Raw genomic sequence first — 19,502 nt, 5'->3', positions numbered from 1 at the left:
CACTCGTTCTTCCAAGGAGTGGAAGGGTCCTAGCTCCTTGGAAATCCCTTAAGTCAAAACAACACTCTCCTCCGTCTTGCTCATCATCCTAGCTAGGTGGAGGGCCATTTTTTTATGTTTTATAGGCAGCCATCATCAACGTCTATTCGTAAAAAGAGATAAAAGTGCATACTAGAGAAAGTGACGGACAACCCGCGTTTTTACTTGTTCCTTTCCCAAGACACTAATGGAGGAACCTAGGAACATGATATCTCTTGCAGTCTGTGCAGACGTTTATAGATTGCACAGCTTTTTCTTTTATTTATGATGGGGACTTCGTTTTACGATCGTAGCTATAAGCACGATGATCAAAAGGATTACAATGGTATAGAAAAGAGACACACCAGGAAAAAGATCTATAAATATTCCTGTTAAAAACGGACCTCCAATGCTGCCTAAACTAAAGGACATGCCGCACAAAATATTACCAGCTGGTAAAAGCTCTTTAGGTAAAAGGTCGGTCATAAAAGAAATTCCTAAAGAGAAAAGCGAGCCTACAAATAAACCGCCAATGGCAAAGGTTGCAAACAGTCCTATGATAGATCCTTCTAAAAATGCAGCCATAGTAAAGGCGATGATGCCGCCCAGCACCACACTTATAATGATTTTTTTCCGGCCAAAATGATCGCTAAGTGCCCCAAGTGGTATTTGTGATAACAAACTTGCGGCGGCGAATGCAGGAATGATAAAGGAAAGCATCGTAACGTCGTGACCTATCCTCATTCCATATACAGGGAAAATTCCGTGCAGCGTAGCTTCTAAAAACCCGTACGTCATAGGAGGCAAGAAGGCGACCCAGCCCATTCTGATGGCGGATCCAAACCGTTTAAATGAGCTAGTGCCATGAGCTGTGGTGTACTCGCCGGGGGGCATTTCATTCCTTACCCACCACATCGTTCCCCATACCATAAAACTCAGGAGGGCGGATAGAACAAACGGTAAATACATACTAATAGAAAGAAGGTTGGTCATAAGGGGGCCTAACGTAAAGCCAACGCTGAAAAACAAGCCGTAGTAGGCAATACTCTTTCCTCTTGATTTCTCTTCAGCTGTAGCCGTGATCCACGTTTGCGTTCCAAAGTGCAGAATTTGATCTCCTATTCCAACCATCATTCGAAGAGCAAACCAGAACCAAAGCGATTGCCATATCGGGAAAAAGGCTAGGGAGACGAAAACCAGTGCCCCGCCAAACATAATGACAGGCTTATATCCAAATCTTTGCAATGGTTTCTCCATAAAAGGAGAAGAAATTAAAATACCTATATATAATGCTGTCGCGTGGATACCGTTAATAGAGGAGGAAACTCCATTTTGCTCAAGAATAACGGCGAGTAAAGGAAGTAACATTCCTTGTGAAAAACCAGAAATCGTAACAAGACCGATCAGTATCCAAAATCGTGTCTTTTTTGATACCATATGTAAGACCTCCCCCGAACCATTGTATAAATAACATCTTTTTAATCCTAAACGATAGGACGAACTTCAAGCAACAGATTCAGCTAGGAATAGGTTAAATAGGAGGAGAAAACGGTTACTATACACATAAGGGGACGAACTATAAGATTAAAGGAGGGGTTAGGGTATGGATTTTTATATTAAAGAAGGTGGAGTACGTACATCCTTTGATTATGGTCAGTTGGAAATTTCAGGAGACGAAGCATTTGGATTTCGCCCGTTCCAGCTTATGGTAGCTTCTGTGGCAGGATGCAGCATTGGGGTGTATCGAAAAATTCTTGATAAGCAGCGAATCAATTATGAAGACATTAAAGTGACAGCAGATGTGACCCGAAATGCAGACGAAGCCAATCGTATTGAGCGTATTCATCTTCATTTTGTTGTTAAAGGTTACCGCCTCAATCAGGATAAGCTACTAAAAAACTTAGAAGTGTCTAGTAAGAATTGTTCGATGGTGCAGTCTGTAAAAGGCAGCATCGAGATTGAAGAAACGCTTGAGTGTATCGAATTGAGCAAGTAAAATAGAAAGGGCCTATCCAATCTTTTGGATGGTGCTCTTTTTTTGTTTAAATTTGAAACCATTTACATAATAGGGGGGGTGGCTGACATGAGAGCTTTTGTAATCAAAGGATTTTTCTACTTATTAGGGTTAATCATTATTTCTTTAGGTATTTCATTGACCATTAATGCAGAGTTAGGAGCAGGGGCATGGGATGCTATGAACGTTGGGTTAACGGAGACCTTCGGATTAACCGTAGGAAATTGGGTTATTATTATTGGGGCTATTCTTATTGTAACCAATGCATTAATCGCAGCAGAACGGCCTGATTTATTAGCGGTCATTACCATTATTATCGTTGGAAAAATGATTGACTTCTGGTTAATTACCGCCTTTACGGATATGGAGATCACTGGATGGTTTTATCAAGTCATCACATTAATTGCCGGAATCTTTATAATTGCGGCAGGGGTGGCTTTGTATCTACAACCAAAATTTTCACTTAATCCCATTGATAATTTCATGGTGGCTTTACAAAAAAGATTTGGCTTAAGTCTGACGGTATCGAAGACAATAACCGAGGCATTTGCCTTGGTTTTAGCTCTAATCCTGGGTGGCCCTATAGGGTTGGGTACAATCATTATTCTCGTTTGTATCGGCCCCTTTATCCAATTCTTGGATCCTAAAGCAGAAAAAGTTATGAACCGTTTACTCTCTTCATAAGAATAGGGTTTGACCATTTTTCACAAGATAAAGAAAAAGAAAGGTGGTCAACACCATGAGATTAAAATGTGTAGGACTTATTGTACTTATTAGTATTTTCTCATTTGTTCAGCCGTTAAGCGGCTTTGCTGAACAAAAAGAAAATAAAGAACAATCTGAAATTCCTAGCCATGTTCTCAATATAGCTAAAGATAACACGTACCCAAATTCTACTGAGGATCAAGAGGTTTTGGAGGCTGAAAAGCTTACGGATGAATTAATTAATAACTCGGACGTACGAATTTCAAACCCAGAGCTGATTGAAATGTTGAACGAAACAACAATTCGCCCTTCGCCTTTTGCAGTAGGCTATCGAGGGGAGATCTTTTTAGGAAGATGGCCGTTGTCTTACGAGTCGAAAGAGAGAAATACAAATTGGGAATATCAGGAAATAAATGTGAATGAATTAAATAATCAGGGTGGACAAAAGAACGAAGAGATGAGTTACGAACAAAAAGAAGAAAAACACATAAAGGGCGGCCTTACGACGAAAGCCACCCACAGTGATCAAATGATGAAGCTTATTCTTCTGGAAGCTCAAAATAACACGAAGCTTCCTTTATCCTTTCAAAGTGTGATTGGAAGAGGAACAAAGCAAAATAATAAATACGCCGTACCCGTAAATAAAGTAGGTAAGCTGCACGCTTATGCCCCTGCACTCAATGAAAAAGGGGAAGTAGCCTTTGGAGATGTGTACATCCAATTAAAAGGTTCTAAAATGAGCATCGATGTTAAAAATGTTACTAGACAAGGAATTGGAGCATGGATTCCTATACAAGACCATGTAAGCTTTTCCTTTGAACTACAATAAATCTTTATCTTGATTAGCATTCACTTGTACGCGCTGCTCTGCCATAGCAATTTGGTGATCATACATTGCTTCGGCTAGGATGTAGCGCGTTTCTTTTGATGCTGTCCAATAAACGAGGTCTTGAACTAACCCTGTCACTGTATATTGATATCCGCGGTGCTCATGATTTAATGAGGACATCCCGTACACTTGAAAAGGTTCGACGACATCCCCTTTAAGATCTTTAAGTAAATACTCATGGAGTTCTTCGTTTAGCCTTACACAGGCTTCTTCTAAAACTGAAACCACCTTTCTAGGATCTTCGTTAAAGGTTGTCGTAACATGTTCGATAACCCGCATATGTTCGAAATTGTAGTTTTCAATTGTAGTAATTTGCCCGTTACTAATCGTTAATAATTTTCCGCTCCACTCTCTAATCTTTAAAAATCGTAACCCAATATCTTCTACTGTTCCATGAAATTTATCATTCAGTGTAATAAAGTCACCTTTATGAAGCTGCTTCTCATAGAGAAGGAACAGCCCGGAAAAAAAGTCCTTAATAAGACTTTGTGCACCAAAACCAATAATAAGACCAAGCACACCAGCACCAGCTAAAATACGTCCAATCTCAATCCATTCGGAAAGCACAATAAAAATGAAACTGAGCACGGCTGCATAATTAATTAAAGAATACATCATTGCTTCTAGAGTATTGACTTTTCTAGCTTCGATGAAGGAAGCTTTGGAAAAGAAAGTTCGAAGCAGTTTTCTCAGTAAGAAAACCATTATAAAGATGGTAACCGCGGTTACCAGAATTTTTATTACGGGTGAGCTGGTAAGTATTTGTGCATATTTGTTATCTAAAAAGTCCAAAACTGAACCCTCCTATCTAACTTGTGTCGTATTATAGCAGTTCTTTTCGAAAAGGTGTAGGATATGAGCAAAAAGGGATAGACATGGGTATCCCTATATACTATGATAGGCAAGGTGGAAACAAACGATACCTTTATAAAGGAGTGTCTCATACGTGTCACAGCAGGAAAAAATTAGTGATCTAAAAGTTAAGCTATCCGCGTTTATGGAACGCTTAGATGAAATAGAGCCGGAAGATACATCTGTAGAAGATGTAGATGAACTGATCCAAATGCTTGAAGAATTAGAGCGTAAATTATAGAGAGAAAATAATGGTAAACTCTCATTGGAAAATGAGGGTTGATTTTTTGTGATTACTACTTTATCATGGTAAATCGCTAATGTGATAAAAAGAGTTTTTGAGAGGAGATTATAGTTATGGCACTTGCTGTCATTGTGTCAGTGTTAGTACTGACGATATTAAGTTTATTAAGAGTCAATGTCATTATTGCCATCTTAGCTGCTGGACTTACAGCAGGAGTGATGAATGGTCAATCCATTATGGATTCCCTCGACTTATTAGTAAGTGGGATGGGAGACCAGGCTAGTGTGGCTTTGAGTTATATTTTACTTGGAGCGTTTGCTGTAGCCATCACGCATTCAGGCATTACAAGTATTCTTGTAGGTTATTTATTACGTGTACTTAAGGATATGAGAACATTTACAGTACTTGTCATTGCATCGATCGCGAGTCTTTCCCAAAACGCTATTCCTGTGCATATTGCTTTTATTCCTATATTAATACCACCATTATTGCAATTGTTTGATCGTATGAAACTAGATCGCCGTGCTGTTGCTTCGGCTTTGACATTTGGTTTAAAAGCTCCGTATGTGATGCTGCCAATTGGCTTTGGTCTAATTTTTCACCAAACGATTCAGGAATCAATGGACACGAATGGGGTAACGTTAACCATTCGGGAAATTGCTCAATCTTTACTCCTGCCTGGGTCAGGTATGATTGTGGGGTTGCTCGTCGCCGTTTTTGTAACATATCGTAAGCCGCGTGAATTGAAGGAAAGTGAAGCAGGACATGATATTCGATTTGGCGAGTCATTAGAGAAGTTAAAGAGTGCTAAATTTAATAGTAAGCACGGCTTTACACTGGTAGCAATTGTAGTTACTCTCTTTATTCAAGCTTATTATGAGAATTTAGTATTAGCAGCTTTAGCTGGGCTAGTTCTTATGTTTGTTTTCAAAATCGTACCTTTTCGTTTAGGGGATCGGGTCGTAACAGATGGTATTGCAATGATGGGAACCATTGCTTTCGTCATGCTTATTGCCGGCGGATACGCGAACGTTTTGACAGAAACGGAATCGGTCACAGCTTTAGTGGATGCAAGTTCAGAATATATTGGTTCCAGCCAAGCGTTTATCGCTTTTGTCTTACTTTTAGTAGGCTTAGTCGTAACAATCGGGATTGGGTCTTCATTTGCAACCGTTCCTATCTTGGCCGCATTATTTGTACCTATTTGTATTGGAGCAGGTTTTTCACCGATGGCGACAGCCGCATTAATTGGAACAGCTGGAGCGCTAGGTGATGCTGGTTCACCTGCTTCTGACAGTACGTTAGGTCCGACCTCTGGTTTGAATGCTGATGGAAGACACCACCACATTTGGGACACATGTGTGCCGACATTCCTGCACTTTAATATTCCATTATTTATTTTTGGCTGGCTCGCTGCATTAATGCTATAACTTTTCTGACGTACGGTAATATTCCGTGCGTCTTTTTTAATAGTATGTTTTTTTCAACGCATACTAAGAAAAAAGCAGGTGATTAGCGCATGTCTAAATATATTTTGATGGTCGTTCTGTTTTTATTTTGCTCACCCATTTTCGCCAGTGCAGAAGGATGGGGATTTGAAAAAGATAAAAATGGAAATACACCTGATGTGGGGCGTTACGGCCCAATGATCGATGAACACGATGGTTTCTTTGTTGATCAATCAGGGGAAAAAATAGTTTATTTTACTTTTGATAATGGATACGAACAAGGATATACAGATGAAGTATTAAATGTTCTAAAGGAACAACAAGTTCCTGCGACGTTTTTTGTCACCGGTCATTATATTAACAGTGCTCCTGATTTAGTGAAACGGATGGTGAAAGAAGGGCATATTATAGGTAACCATTCGTGGTCACATCCTGATTTCACTACGATTTCCAAAAGTGAAATGAAGCACGAATTGGATCAAGTCCAATCAGCTGTAGAAAATCTAACCGATCAAAACACAATGACCTTTCTTCGACCGCCACGAGGTACCTTTAATACGAATACCTTAGAGTGGGCTCGAGAATTAGGGTATATTCATGCCTTTTGGTCGATCGCATTTGTGGATTGGGAAACCAACCGTCAGAAGGGGTGGGAATACGCGTTTAATAACGTCATGGAACAGATTCACCCTGGCGCCGTCATTCTACTTCACACGGTATCTGAAGATAATGCCGAAGCATTGGACAACCTCATTAACGAATTGAGAATGCGTGGGTATCAATTTGGCAGTCTTAACGATTTGTTAGTGAAAAAATTACTTCCTTTTCCAATCGTAAGTTTATAAGTTTGATACAATAAAGACCTGGCTATGTCAAAATAGTCAGGTTTTTTTATAAAGATTAGAGGTGAATGTGATGTGGAAAGAAAAAATAGAATCAGTGACAACCTATGATTTTGACTATACGCTGCAACGGTGGGCTTTTGATCCCCTTACGAAGTTAGATTTAGAAGAAAGATGGGTAGCTATCCCGGTCAAACTTCATAATGAAAACCATGTTGTTTATGTAAAAGGAATCGGTGCGACTTCGGATCCGAAGTTTGAAATAAGCAGTAATAGTGAATTAGTAAAAGAAGAGTTATTTCAGCATATTAATTGGCTGTTTCAATGGGAAAGAGATCTGAACAAAGTTCACGAGCATTTCCAAGCAACGAACTTAGAGAATTTGTTTAACGAATATTCTGGGACCCCTATCGTGAAAGACTTCCATCTTTATGACTGCTTAATTAAAGTGATTATCCATCAGCAGCTTAATATGAAATTTGCATATAGGTTAAGCACAAGATTTGTTGAGAACTTTGGATATAAAAAAAATGGGGTATGGTTTTATCCTTCTCCAGAGACGGTTGCTCAATTGGAATACAGTCAGCTAAGAGAACTTCAGTTTAGTCAAAGAAAAGCAGAATACGTCATTGATACTTCTCGATTAATTGCTGCTGGGGAACTTGACTTAGAGGGGTTAGCTGAACAGTCTAATGATGTGGTAGTAAAAGAAATGACAAAAATCCGTGGAATTGGCCCGTGGACAGCAGAGAATTGGCTTATGTTTGGTGTTGGACGAGAAAATTTATTTCCTAAAGCAGACATTGGAATACAAAACGCATTGAAGAAATACTTTGATATGGATCGCAAGCCTGAATTCCAAGAAATGGTGAATTTGAGTAAAAACTGGGACCCCTTTAAGAGCTACGCTTCCTTAACTCTATGGAGGAGTATTGAAGGTTAAGTTTATTAACTCATTTAAGCTATTTCGGTTTTTCTACATTTTTTTCACGAAAGAATATATAATTTCATATTCAAAAACTCCAATATATAAGTTATAATGAAATCCATATTGGAAAATATTGAATAGTAAAGAAATGAGGTCATAATTTTGGTGATAAAAGAAAGGTATTTCGATCATCTTTATAGCGGAGAATTGCTTGCCGTCCTGGAGGTTAGTAGTACTCCAGCATGTCTTCTAGATGTTCATCACCAGACCGTTACACTTAATCGTACATTATCCACGGAACTTATGATAAGTGAAACCAAACTTCATCTATCGAACTGGCTCTCCCTGTTTCAAATCCATGACCGTGGTGAAATCTATCGTGTGATTCATCAGTCTTCAGAATGGAATGAGACGGAGATAGGTGTGTCTATTCAAATTGCAGACCAACTTAAGGCATTTTCATGTAAAATGCTCCACCTTTCCAACGGGAATATTGCTGTGATTTTTTCCCCACCCACAAATAAAACTAACAAATCTTCCCAAAAATCCATTCAAGATCCAAAAAGAAACCCATTACCTTCATGTACTGTATTAAATTTAACAGAGGCCTTCACGACACAAGCAAGTTCAACGAGAACTTCGCAAGTAAAAGATCGATTAGTTCAAGCTGCTGATTATTTCCCATACGGATTAGCGATGTTAAACAGCAACTGGGAAGTGATCTATGCAAACCCTAAGATGGAACAAATGGCAGGTTTAAAATTATCCGAATACTATCGAAAAAAATTATGGGATTTGTTTTCTGTAAATGATTACAATAGTTTTTTCCAACATTACTTGCGGGCTATGGAAACTCAAGAGCCTGTAGAATTTCAAGGTGAAGCGTGTAAAACAGGTATCATTATGGAGGTTACGGCCGTCCCTAGTGAACAAGGAATTACGATTATTGCAAAAGACGTCAGCCGCTATAACCTTCAGCTTGAATCAATGAAAAAGACAGAGGAACGTTTCAATTTACTCTCCAGCAATATTAAAGAAGCATGTTGGATCTGCTCCCCTGATTTAGGTGAACTTCATTATCTTAGTGACGCTTTCACTCATATTTACGGAGTAGACAAACATGTCATTATTAATGACCCTCCACGTTTATTTAACTTAATAGATGAGGAGTATCTAGATATCGTTAAAGAAGCTGGTATCATTATGACTCAAAAAGAGCATCAGGTAGAATACACGATTACAACTCCGGCCGGTGAAAAAAAGTGGATTCGAATGAGAGGGTTCCCTGCAGAAGATGAAGGACGTAAGTACGTTGTTGGAATCGATGAAGAAATAACTCAAATAAAAGAAATGTCTCTATTAGAAGAAAAGTCACGGCAGCTTTCAATTATTACTCAAATGGCAGCCGGAGTAGCTCATGAAATCAAGAATCCTCTAACAGCCATTAAAGGATTTTTACAGATCGGAGCGGCGAATCCTGACTTACGAGATAGTTACCACGATATTATTTTGGATGAAGTGAATCGGATTGAGTCGATTGTGCAAGACTTTATGATGCTTTCCAAACCGAAATCTTCGGTTCAGCTGGAGTATGTAAACTTAGAAGCCATTATTTCTTATGTCAGTCGATTACTAGACCCTGATTCAAGCAGTAAAGAAGTGATGATCTATCATTCTTGCGACTCAAACTTGAAAGGGTTCTACAGTGAGCCTAAACGATTGAAGCAAATTCTGATTAATTTAGTTGCGAACGCTATGGAATCTTTAGGTAAAGATGGAGAGGTTCAAATTGAAACGGTCGTTCAAGACGATGAACTCATTATATCAGTCATTGATAATGGCCATGGCTTATCAGAACAAGAGCTTTCAAAATTAGGAGAACCTTTTTATACCACGAAAGAGAAAGGTACAGGCTTGGGTATAATGGTTACTAAAAAGATGATAGACGATCTAGATGGTCAAATCAGATATCAAAGCAGTAAGGGAGAAGGAACATGCGTGACGGTACGATTACCTTACAAAACGTAAAGAACAGCTGGAATCAGCTGTTCTTTTTTTATGTTATTAAATGTCGTATTGCCCGGGAAATTATAAGAAAAACTCGATATTTATGCACGTTTTCACCTTAATAATTTTCACAATAATTTATTATTAATCGCTTACATGAAAGTATTTATAAATTTTTCTTCATAACGGTTTACAAGTTCTAAAAAGCCTTCTATAATCCCGTATGTACTATTCGTTGAATCAATGTATAAACGTAATTTAGATATAAAAGGAGGCTTACTGATGACAAAAAAACTACTTTCCTTTCTACTCATGAACCTGGGAGCATTCGCCGTAGCCGTAAACGTTCACTTCTTCCTATCTCCTAATGATTTAGCAACAGGTGGAGTAAGTGGTCTTTCTATTGTTCTTAATCAGCTATTTCCTGATTTAACGCTGGGAACAATTATGATTTTACTCAATATAGTCTTATTTATTGTTGGTTTTATCTTTTTAGGGTTTCAATTTGGAACAAAAACAATCTATGCCAGCTTCGCCTTATCATTTATGGTTTGGGGATTAGAAACGTTTTTTCCTATGGAGCAAGCCTTAAGCGATGATTTACTCATTCAATTAATTATAGGGCAAATTATTGCAGCTTCTGGCATGGCTTTAGTTTTTCATCAGGGAGCCTCCACTGGCGGAACCGATATTATTGCAATGATTTTAAATAAATACTTTTCCGTAGAAGTAGGAAAAGGCGTACTATTTTCCGATATTGCTATTGCGACTTCTTCTATTTTTATCTTTGGGCCAGCAGTTGGTATGTATGCGTTCTTTGGAGTAATACTAAATGGTCTAGTGATTGACTATGCACTTCAGCAATTCGATAATAATAAAGAAGTCGTTATTATTAGTCGTGAAAGTGAACAAGTGCGTGAATTTATCGTTAAAAATTTAGGCAGAGGGGCTACGATTCATTTTGCTAAAGGGGCTTTTAATCAAGAAGATAAAGAAGTAATTACAACCATCCTGAACCGTAGGGATTACTCTAAACTTAAGAAATATATGCTTGCAGTTGATGAAAAAGCGTTCATTACTGTTCACTCTATGAATGAGATTTTAGGTCAAAATTTCAAACGTTTAGCCTAATGTTTCGTGTTGGTGAAAAACTTTAGATGGATATGACGGTTTCTTGTCTGGAAAAAAGAAACCTACTACCCTTCAATTTCCATAAGGGTACAGGTTAAGTGGTAATTTTCTATATTATTGTAAAAGGGTTGTAGGGAACGAAGAGGTTCCCTACAACCCTTTTTCGATAAATAGCCACTAGTGAAAATGAAGGATAATGCCGTGTCCTAATGGTTCAGATCCTTTCAGGGCATCTATTATACGATGGTTCCGTTCGCCTCATGATATAAAAAGGAAAGGAAAAAGTGACGACTCCTGCGGGACGAGCAGACAGGAGAAGCCCCGGAGGTCGCAGACCGAGGAGATTTTCCGTCTTGCCCCGCGGAAAGCGGCGCTTTTTTCTGGCCTTTTCTCCAGACCCTAGGAACCACGGAATACTATGTTTTTCGACAGCCTGAAACCATTAGAACCACTGTTCTAATCGTTTTTTATGGTGTGATGTTAATTTTAATAATTTTGAAAATTTGATATAATAGATTCGGTTCTACGTAATTCGATAGGAGGAGGAACGTACATGAAACGAGAAGAGTTAATAGCACCTCAGCAGTATAATCTAGTGGAGGAAATTGAGAAATATACAACAGATCCTACTAGAAAAGCATTACAATGGCTGAATAGTGAAGGGCAAAAAGACGAAATTACATACGTCGAGTTAATGAAGAACGCCAATAAAATTGGACGCACTTTTTTAAACCATGGGTTAGAAAAAGGGGATAAAGTCCTCGTTATGATTCCAAGGCTCATTTCTGCTTATGAAGTATATATCGGTGCTTTAAAAGCTGGCCTAGTTGTTATTCCAAGTTCTGAAATGCTGCGGCCAAAGGATTTATCTTATCGTTTATCCCACGGGGAAGCAAAAGCGGTTATAAGTTATGAAGCTTTTACTGAGCAATTTGAGGGCGTAGATGAAATGAAAAATGTAACCGCTTTCTCAATTGGCGGTGATAAAGAAGGTTGGTTAAGCTTAGATTCCCTAATGCAGGACGAGTCAGAAGACTTTCAAATGGCAGAAACGAATCGAGATGAAATGGCTTTCCTTTCTTATACCTCAGGTACAACCGGAAATCCTAAAGGCGTAGTCCACACACACGGCTGGGGGTTTGCTCATTTAAAGACAGCTGCTGATCAATGGCTGGCTATTAAAGATGGAGATACCGTATGGGCTACAGCAGGACCTGGGTGGCAAAAATGGGTATGGAGCCCATTCCTATCTGTATTAGGTACGGGTGCAACGGGGTTGATCTATCAAGGGAAGTTCGATCCTAAAACCTACCTTAGTTTAATGGACGAGTATAAAGTTAACGTATTGTGTTGTACACCAACAGAATATCGTCTTATGGCAAAAGTGGATCAATTAGAGGATTACAGCTTAAGTGAATTGCATAGTGCTGTCTCCGCTGGAGAACCCTTAAATCGTGAAGTTATATCTACATTTAAGAAGCATTTTAATGTAACGGTTCGTGATGGATATGGGCAAACGGAGAACACGTTATTAGTCGGTATTATGAAAGACATGGAAGTAAGACCTGGATCAATGGGGAGACCTACACCAGGCAATAAGGTAGAAATTATAAATGAATGGGGGGACCCCGTCGAACCTGGAGAAGTGGGGGACATAGCGGTACATTTGGAAACACCGGCTTTATTCAGAGAGTACTACAAAGATCCTGAACGTACAAAAATGGCGCAACGAGGAAATTATTATATTACAGGGGACCAAGCTACGAAAGATGAAGAGGGTTATTTTTGGTTCGAGGGTCGAAGCGATGATATTATCATAAGTTCAGGTTATACGATTGGACCTTTTGAAGTTGAGGATGCATTAGTGAAGCATACGGCTGTACAAGAATGTGCTGTTGTAGCCAGTCCTGATGAAGTTAGAGGGAATGTAGTTAAAGCTTTTATCGTCCTTCAAGAAGGCTGTCAAGGAGACGAGGGACTAGTTAAAAACCTTCAGGACCACGTGAAACATTTGACGGCGCCTTATAAATACCCAAGAAAGGTGGAGTTTGTAGCAAGCCTGCCTAAGACCACCTCAGGTAAAATAAGAAGAGTGGAGCTAAGAAAACAGGAACAAAGTTCAATTTAAAGGACCCATTCTATGCTTAGAGAAGCTAAATTAAAAGACTATGCTCAGTTAGCTGAATTAATGGGAACACTTGGCTATCCTGCTGATTGTCAATCGATGAGAAAGCGGCTTACTAACATTTTAGCTAATCCTCACTATCAAACTTATGTATTTGAAGAAGAGGGGAAGCTGCTGGGAATGATCGGAATGATGCACAGTCTGGCTTATCATACCGATGACACTCATGTTCGAGTGATTGCATTTGTTGTTGAAGATGCGGCTCAGGGAAAAGGAATTGGACGCTTATTAATGAACCAAACGGAAGAGTAGGCAAAGCAGAAAGCAGCGACCCGAATTACTCTCAATAGTGGGAACCGTACAGAAAGAAATAAAGCGCACTCTGTTTACGAACATTTGGGTTTTGAAGCAAAAGCCACGGGTTATTACAAAAATATTGAATATCAAAACTCCTAAGCTTAAAGACTTAGGAGTTTTTTATATGCAAAAATCGTAAAAATTGGGAATTTAGTGAAACTATTTCCAACGCCTTATCGTATATATTAAGAGAGATTACATAGAGGTGAAGTTATGAAGAAAAGTATTGTTATTCTGCTATCGCTGGGTGTACTAATTGCATTTGGGGTCTACTATATAAGCGAGCATTACTTTTTTAATCCTGTTACTTTTGACAAAGATCAAGTTACTCCTCATAGCTGGACGGATTACGAACGTCCTTTAGAAATCACAATATACTCTTTTGAGGAAGAGAGGGAAAGTGAAACCATTGACGAAGAGGAAGACATCCGTGAGTTTATCTTAGAGTTAAAAGAAAGTCCTTCGTCTGAAGCAGACGCCACCGCAACTGATGTTAGGGGGGGCCTTACCCTAACGGCCAACGACCGTACGTTATTAGAGGTTTTATTTTACCCGAATCATTGGGAGGTATTAAAAAGAGAGGGGCCGGCGTTTGAAATTACTGATTCCTTAAAACAATTGGTTGATCGGTTTGAATAACCAGATGGTTTTTGCACCATCTGGTTATTCACTTTTATTTACTGATTCTGATATACTTAACTTTATTGGATATAGTAAAATGAGGTGACAATATGAAAAATAGGTTATTTACACATATTTTTAATATAGCAGTTGGTCTTCTTTTAATTATTGAAGGTGGAGTGTATATCTTTACAAATAATAATGAAGGGGATCTTCACTTACAAAGCATTATAATGACCGTCCTTTTATTCATGGCTTGGGGCATGTCTTATCGTAAACAAGCGACGAGTGACAATCAAAATGCCTGGCTCATTTTCACGATCATCATAATGATTCCTATGATCCTTCCCTTTCTCTTTTTTATTTAAAACAGCCAGCGAACGAGACCGACTACACTTAATAGCAGACCGAAAGTCATATAAATATAACCGAAAATTTGATGCTTTCCTTCCTCGCTGCTTATCTCTACAGAACCTGTAAAGATAAGGAACATAATGACGAGGATATAGAGACTTAAGTATGTACTTTGCCAGTTGTCGTTACCTAGTAATAGCCAGAGTCCAACTGGAACCGCTGAAAACATAGGGATATATAATGGATTGATAAATGACAAAGACTCTCTTATTTTTTTGAACATATTTCATTCTCCCTTAAAGTAGTACCCATCCTACCAGGCTTCCCGCTGTACCAAACCAAACGGCATAAAATAGATTTCAAAGCGTAACTCGATAAGGGTTACGCTTTATTAATGGGCTCATTATCGTAAGTGTTGTATTATACGTACCCGCAGCGTCACTTGCTAAGATCACTAATGGATGTCCCAAACATACAAGCCTCGTTTGCCCGCCAAACGCTAGAAGGATAAGTGAAATTAACACGGTAAATAAAAAGACCAATTTACTATTAAAGAAGCAGAAGCGTTTAGCTGAAAATTCCTCCTGTAGTTCTATAGTAATGGATTCACTTTAACATTTAAACCATCCACCTCCCCAATAAAGCTAACAATTCAAAATAGCCTACTCCGTTAATGGTCACCTTTAAAGCTATAAAAATTTCAATGTGGACGAATTAGCACAACACATCCCCTTTAGTGAACTTCGACAATAATTTTTCATAATGATTGGCCCGGAGCTTAACAAATTTTTAAGTCTGTATCATATCCTCCAATTTGTATCATGTTATTGATATGGGGCAAAAGAATACCAGAGGCTCAAAATAATATAGAGCATTTAAGAGTATCCGGTTGTTAAAGTTAATGACGAGATCCCTCGAAACGTACGTGTTCCTTTTTTAAAAGAAAACAAGATGGTTAAAATAGGTGAAAAAACTGCTATAAATAAAAGTTTTACCTATATTGATAGCTACAACCTCCCCTCCTTATTACGATCCATTTACTCTTATCGACAGTTATTTGTCGAATTACGTCAAATTATCTAGATAAATGGCGGATGTTCGTTTCTTTTTGAAGGGAGAGGGTAATATAGATACTAAGCTTATTTGTCCTCTGTAATTACATCTGTTATACTCTTTCACTGTATTTGCTTCCCCCTAAATATCTACTTCATTCTTCGCTTTACAAAAGAATCACGGTTAACTTATGAGTAAAAAGAAAATAAGAAAAAAGAAAGGGACGATTTGGTGTGAATACAAAATTAATTGATTGGGGTACGTTTATAGGTGCACTCATTCTCTTATTAGGTGTAACCATTCCTCTTATTTTATTTCCTGAGGGTGGTAAAGAAGTAGTAAACCAGGCGAATACTTTTGTAAGTGGTAACTTTGGCGTTATGTATATGATTATGGGTTTATTAATTTTTGCTTTTCTATTGTTTGTCGCTTTTAGTAAAAACGGTCAGATTAAATTGGGTGACGAAGGCGAAGAGCCCGAATTTAATACGTTTTCCTGGGCTGCTATGCTATTTGCCGCTGGGATTGGCTCTAGTATTTTATACTGGGCCGTAATCGAGTGGGCTTATTATTATGAAGGTCCTCCATTTGGTGTTGAGGGAGGTTCTCCAGAAGCCATTCAATGGTCAACGGCTTATGGTATTTTTCACTGGGGACCGATTGCATGGGCGATTTATACCCTGCCAGCTTTACCCATTGCCTACTTCTATTACGTAAGGAAGAAACCTGTACTTAAAGTGAGTGAAGCCGTTCGCCCAGTACTAGGCCGCCGAGTTGAGGGGCCTTTAGGCACGGTGATTGATGTATTGTTCATGTTCGGTTTAATGGGAGGAGCCGGCACAACTTTAGCCCTTGGTACTCCGATGATTGCTGAGGGGATTAGTGACTTAACAGGGGTTGAAGTAACACTAGGGTTACAAGCTTTTATTATGCTGATATGTACAACGATCTTTGCCATTAGTGCTTACTCTGGACTTCGAAGAGGAATTAAAGTTTTAAGTGATATTAACCTTTGGCTTTCTATTTTTATTTTAGCTTTTATTTTCTTTGTCGGACCTACGCGGTTTATTAGTGAAACGACGTTTAATTCACTAGGAATTATTATGGACAACTTTTTCAAAATGGCGACATGGATGGAGCCATTTGCTAACATAGGCGATTTTGAAGAAACCCTATTTCCAGAGTCTTGGACTGTTTTCTACTGGGCATGGTGGTTAGTGTACGCTCCGTTTGTTGGTTTGTTCGTTGCTCGTATTTCTCGTGGACGAACGATTAGACAAATGGTGCTTGGTACGATGATTTACGGTACGCTAGGCTGTATTCTATTCTTTGGAATTATGGGGAACTTTGGATTGTACATGCAGCTGACAGGCCAGCTGGACGTCATCGGTTTCCTTGATACAAACGGAGCTCCAGCTACGATTATTGAAATTATGAATCAGCTGCCTCTGGCGAAGTTCATCGTATTAATCTTTACGATTTTGGCGATTATCTTCTTAGCGACAACGTTTGATTCATCCTCTTATATCTTAGCTGCTGTTGTGCAGAAGAAGGTAGAAGGAGAACCATTACGCTGGAATCGTCTATTCTGGGCATTTGCTCTTTGTATTATGCCTTTAACCCTTATGTTCTTAGGAGGATTAGAGACATTACAAACGGCAAGTATCGTAGGTGGTTTTCCGCTTATTTTCATTATGTTTTTACTTGCCTGGTCCTTTATGAAAGCATCTAATACTGATATTAGAGCCTCTGACAATTATGAATCTCCTACAATTCATATTGAACGGTGGAAACGTAAAGGGAAGAAGAAAAAACGTTCTGCTTTAGAAGTGTTGGAAGATCGAAAAGACGAGGATTAAACTTTTTAAAAACGGCAGCCCTGCTACTGGGCTGCCGTTTTATTTTAGGGAGCATACTGAATATATGATGAAAGAGTAAAGTCCTTACTATCGGATAAGAATTGACGGATCAAATGAAGATGATCTCCGCCAATAATAACGAGGATTCGGTCATTTGGCTCCGCTATTCGTGATAAATTAGCGGAAATTGCTAAGTCACGTTCATGCCATTGCTTTAACCATTTCACTCCTATTTGATGTTGGCGATCACCAACGCGGCTCAGCTTCATATACACTCGCTGCAGCTGTGAAATATAGGCAGGATCATTAATAGAACGCAGGATTGTAAGTAAGGAAGAAGTATCTTCCATTTCTTTTAGGATTTTTTGCACGTCAAGAATTTCTTTAAAGAGTGCAGTCTGATGTTCTTTGGCCCATTCAAACACTTGATTGAGTGTAGGTTTCGACATATCGACAATTTCGTCGATCGGGTGTAAAGCAGGAAGTTCAAAATAATGAGCTAATGGAAAAGCAAACTGTTCCACTTCATCGTAGCTGGGAATTAGATTTCCTTCGTTATATTCAGCAAACTTTCGATCAAGCTCTTCTTCAATAAGAAAAGGTTTTTCTACAGCGATTTTTGTTGGGTGAAATGCTTTAAGTGCCTCCACGACTTCATGGATATTTTCTTTTTGATGATTGACAATATCAGGTTCCATCGCTAAGTGGAGGGTACCCATGAGAAGTACTTCTGGTTTGTTCATTACGATAAGACCACCTTTATCATTGGAAATGAGGGATAACTTCTTTGCCTATGTCATGAATGACTTCTTCCACATGCCTTGACCCTGCAGATAAACCGAATATGATATGATTCACTCCTGCCAGCCGATATTGCTCTAAGATCTTTATTAGTCCTAGTACGCCCGTACGATAGCCGGCAGGAATTTTTTCAATCGGGCTATATCGGTCTTTAACTAAGTCTATAGGAAGCGGCATAATAAATGGGCGAAAAACGTCCCCGTGGCAGGAGCGGACTTTTTCTCTATATTGTTGAATCAATGCAATTTGCTGACTAGGACGCTGGGGATAGAACATCCATCCGTCTCCATGTTCAGCTACCCAATCTAGTGTTTGTTGACAATATCCTGTCATGAGCATAGGGATCTTGTGCGCGGGCTTTGGTACAAGGTTGGACTTATTCATTGTGCCAAACCTTGAGCTAAATGTTGGAAATTCTGTATCAAGCGCAAGGTTAAGATCATGAAAAGCTTCTCGAAACCATTCGCTGCGCTCCATAATGGGAATGCCTAAGCCTTCAAAATCCTTACGTCGGTCTCCAGACGACACTCCAAGTATAAAACGATCAGGAAATAAATGATCAATACTCGCTATTTCTTTGGCGGTTCTAAGAGGGTGCCGCAAAGGCAGAACAGTGGCGGCTGTTCCAACTTTGATTGTTGAAGTATGACTTGCCAAATACGTCGCGTAAATAAAACTATCAAAAATTTGACCGGTTGCTGGGTCCTCAAACGTTGGATCTTCCAATAACACATCTTGTAACCAAAGAGCTTGAAAGTTTAGTTTTTCAGCCAGTTGAACTCTTTCCACCTGATGTTCCATTGTAGGCGGTTGATTACGATAATTTTCGAGTGGGATTGATAAGCCAAAGCTAAGTTTATTTTCTTGAAATAAGTTCGTGTAGCCTTCGTGGTATTGTGTCATTTGTTTCACCTCATCAGGTTTAGTATAGTAGAGGCTATTGTAAAACAAAAGATATTGAAATGTTACATGAGAAAAACCCATTTCCTTTGAAAGGAAATGGGTTTTATTATAATAAGTTATTAGTATTAGACAATATAGATTAGTACGTATAACAAGCCTGTCAGAAATGCAGAACCACCTACACCATAGATAAAATCTGTAGAATCGTATTCAGCTTTGTGTCTCATTTTTAAAAAGCCCCTTTCTATGGATGATTTCCTACTAAGCTAGTGACTGTTGTACTAAAAGGTTTCCCTGATGAAAATAATCTTAAACTTTCACTGATCATTTTTTCTTACTACTTAATAGTTC

At 38.8% G+C, this 19,502-nt stretch carries 19 protein-coding genes; 14 read left to right on the top strand and 5 right to left on the bottom strand.

Annotated elements, in window-relative coordinates:
* Positions 1-297: 297 nt before the first annotated feature.
* Positions 298-1,455 (bottom strand): MFS transporter, encoded by a 1,158-nt coding sequence (locus tag IEV27_RS12365; RefSeq protein ID WP_188377809.1) that lies wholly within the window; start codon positions 1,453-1,455, stop codon positions 298-300.
* A 166-nt stretch (positions 1,456-1,621) separates the two neighbouring features.
* On the opposite strand from IEV27_RS12365, the gene IEV27_RS12360 reads away from it, so the two are divergent.
* The 3 genes from IEV27_RS12360 (at position 1,622) to IEV27_RS12350 (ending at position 3,566) form a co-directional block, all read left to right on the top strand.
* Entirely contained in the window at positions 1,622-2,014 is a 393-nt protein-coding gene (locus IEV27_RS12360) for an OsmC family protein (protein WP_188377808.1), read from the top strand.
* 87 nt (positions 2,015-2,101) lie between these two features.
* Positions 2,102-2,716: a YczE/YyaS/YitT family protein gene (locus IEV27_RS12355; RefSeq protein ID WP_188377807.1), complete on the top strand. Its 615-nt coding sequence runs from the start codon at positions 2,102-2,104 to the stop codon at positions 2,714-2,716.
* A gap of 55 nt (positions 2,717-2,771) precedes the next feature.
* Entirely contained in the window at positions 2,772-3,566 is a 795-nt protein-coding gene (locus IEV27_RS12350) for a YfkD famly protein (protein WP_188377806.1), read from the top strand.
* Here IEV27_RS12350 and IEV27_RS12345 read toward each other — a convergent pair.
* The gene (locus tag IEV27_RS12345) at positions 3,558-4,418 is read right to left on the bottom strand and encodes a mechanosensitive ion channel family protein (protein ID WP_229735265.1); all 861 of its coding nucleotides are present in this window, start codon (positions 4,416-4,418) and stop codon (positions 3,558-3,560) included. The genes IEV27_RS12350 and IEV27_RS12345 overlap by 9 nt on opposite strands.
* A gap of 154 nt (positions 4,419-4,572) precedes the next feature.
* Here IEV27_RS12345 and IEV27_RS12340 point away from each other — a divergent pair, with 154 nt between their 5' ends.
* The 10 genes from IEV27_RS12340 to IEV27_RS12295 all read left to right on the top strand — a co-directional run bounded on the left by IEV27_RS12340 (position 4,573) and on the right by IEV27_RS12295 (position 14,549).
* Positions 4,573-4,719, top strand: a complete 147-nt coding sequence (locus IEV27_RS12340) for an SE1561 family protein (protein WP_188377805.1) — start codon at positions 4,573-4,575, stop codon at positions 4,717-4,719.
* A gap of 116 nt (positions 4,720-4,835) precedes the next feature.
* Positions 4,836-6,152, top strand: a complete 1,317-nt coding sequence (locus IEV27_RS12335; RefSeq protein ID WP_188377804.1) for a Na+/H+ antiporter family protein — start codon at positions 4,836-4,838, stop codon at positions 6,150-6,152.
* Positions 6,153-6,241: 89 nt separating this feature from the next.
* Positions 6,242-7,015, top strand: coding sequence for a delta-lactam-biosynthetic de-N-acetylase (pdaA, locus tag IEV27_RS12330; protein WP_188377803.1), 774 nt, complete (start codon positions 6,242-6,244; stop codon positions 7,013-7,015).
* 70 nt (positions 7,016-7,085) lie between these two features.
* On the top strand, positions 7,086-7,955 hold the full coding sequence (locus tag IEV27_RS12325; protein ID WP_188377802.1) for a DNA-3-methyladenine glycosylase family protein: 870 nt from the start codon (positions 7,086-7,088) through the stop codon (positions 7,953-7,955).
* Between the two features lie 150 nt (positions 7,956-8,105).
* Positions 8,106-9,968 carry an ATP-binding protein gene (locus IEV27_RS12320; RefSeq protein WP_229735364.1) on the top strand — a complete coding sequence of 621 codons (1,863 nt, stop codon included), beginning with the start codon at positions 8,106-8,108 and terminating at the stop codon, positions 9,966-9,968.
* 261 nt (positions 9,969-10,229) lie between these two features.
* On the top strand, positions 10,230-11,078 hold the full coding sequence (locus IEV27_RS12315) for a YitT family protein (protein WP_188377800.1): 849 nt from the start codon (positions 10,230-10,232) through the stop codon (positions 11,076-11,078).
* Positions 11,079-11,631: 553 nt separating this feature from the next.
* On the top strand, positions 11,632-13,206 hold the full coding sequence (gene mbcS, locus IEV27_RS12310) for an acyl-CoA synthetase MbcS (protein ID WP_188377799.1): 1,575 nt from the start codon (positions 11,632-11,634) through the stop codon (positions 13,204-13,206).
* A gap of 12 nt (positions 13,207-13,218) precedes the next feature.
* Positions 13,219-13,515: a GNAT family N-acetyltransferase gene (locus tag IEV27_RS12305; RefSeq protein ID WP_188377798.1), complete on the top strand. Its 297-nt coding sequence runs from the start codon at positions 13,219-13,221 to the stop codon at positions 13,513-13,515.
* Positions 13,516-13,773: 258 nt separating this feature from the next.
* A complete protein-coding gene (locus IEV27_RS12300) occupies positions 13,774-14,199 on the top strand; it encodes a hypothetical protein (RefSeq protein WP_188377797.1) in 426 nt (141 codons plus the stop codon).
* 92 nt (positions 14,200-14,291) lie between these two features.
* Positions 14,292-14,549, top strand: coding sequence for a hypothetical protein (locus IEV27_RS12295; RefSeq protein ID WP_188377796.1), 258 nt, complete (start codon positions 14,292-14,294; stop codon positions 14,547-14,549).
* On the opposite strand, the gene IEV27_RS12290 is transcribed toward IEV27_RS12295, so the two are convergent.
* Positions 14,546-14,818: a hypothetical protein gene (locus IEV27_RS12290; RefSeq protein WP_188377795.1), complete on the bottom strand. Its 273-nt coding sequence runs from the start codon at positions 14,816-14,818 to the stop codon at positions 14,546-14,548. The two genes, IEV27_RS12295 and IEV27_RS12290, sit on opposite strands and share 4 nt — an antisense overlap.
* Positions 14,819-15,821: 1,003 nt before the next feature.
* Here IEV27_RS12290 and IEV27_RS12285 point away from each other — a divergent pair.
* Positions 15,822-17,447: a BCCT family transporter gene (locus tag IEV27_RS12285; RefSeq protein WP_188377794.1), complete on the top strand. Its 1,626-nt coding sequence runs from the start codon at positions 15,822-15,824 to the stop codon at positions 17,445-17,447.
* A gap of 44 nt (positions 17,448-17,491) precedes the next feature.
* Here IEV27_RS12285 and IEV27_RS12280 read toward each other — a convergent pair whose 3' ends face one another.
* Positions 17,492-18,190: a DUF5694 domain-containing protein gene (locus tag IEV27_RS12280; protein WP_188377793.1), complete on the bottom strand. Its 699-nt coding sequence runs from the start codon at positions 18,188-18,190 to the stop codon at positions 17,492-17,494.
* A gap of 19 nt (positions 18,191-18,209) precedes the next feature.
* Positions 18,210-19,151: a TIGR03571 family LLM class oxidoreductase gene (locus tag IEV27_RS12275; RefSeq protein WP_188377792.1), complete on the bottom strand. Its 942-nt coding sequence runs from the start codon at positions 19,149-19,151 to the stop codon at positions 18,210-18,212.
* Between the last annotated feature and the right edge of the window lie 351 nt (positions 19,152-19,502).

Origin of the sequence: Halobacillus andaensis (assembly GCF_014636475.1) — a bacterium.
GTDB classification, from domain to species: Bacteria; Bacillota; Bacilli; order Bacillales; family Halobacillaceae; genus Halobacillus_A; species Halobacillus_A andaensis.
This window is presented reverse-complemented; position numbering and strand designations above follow the sequence as displayed.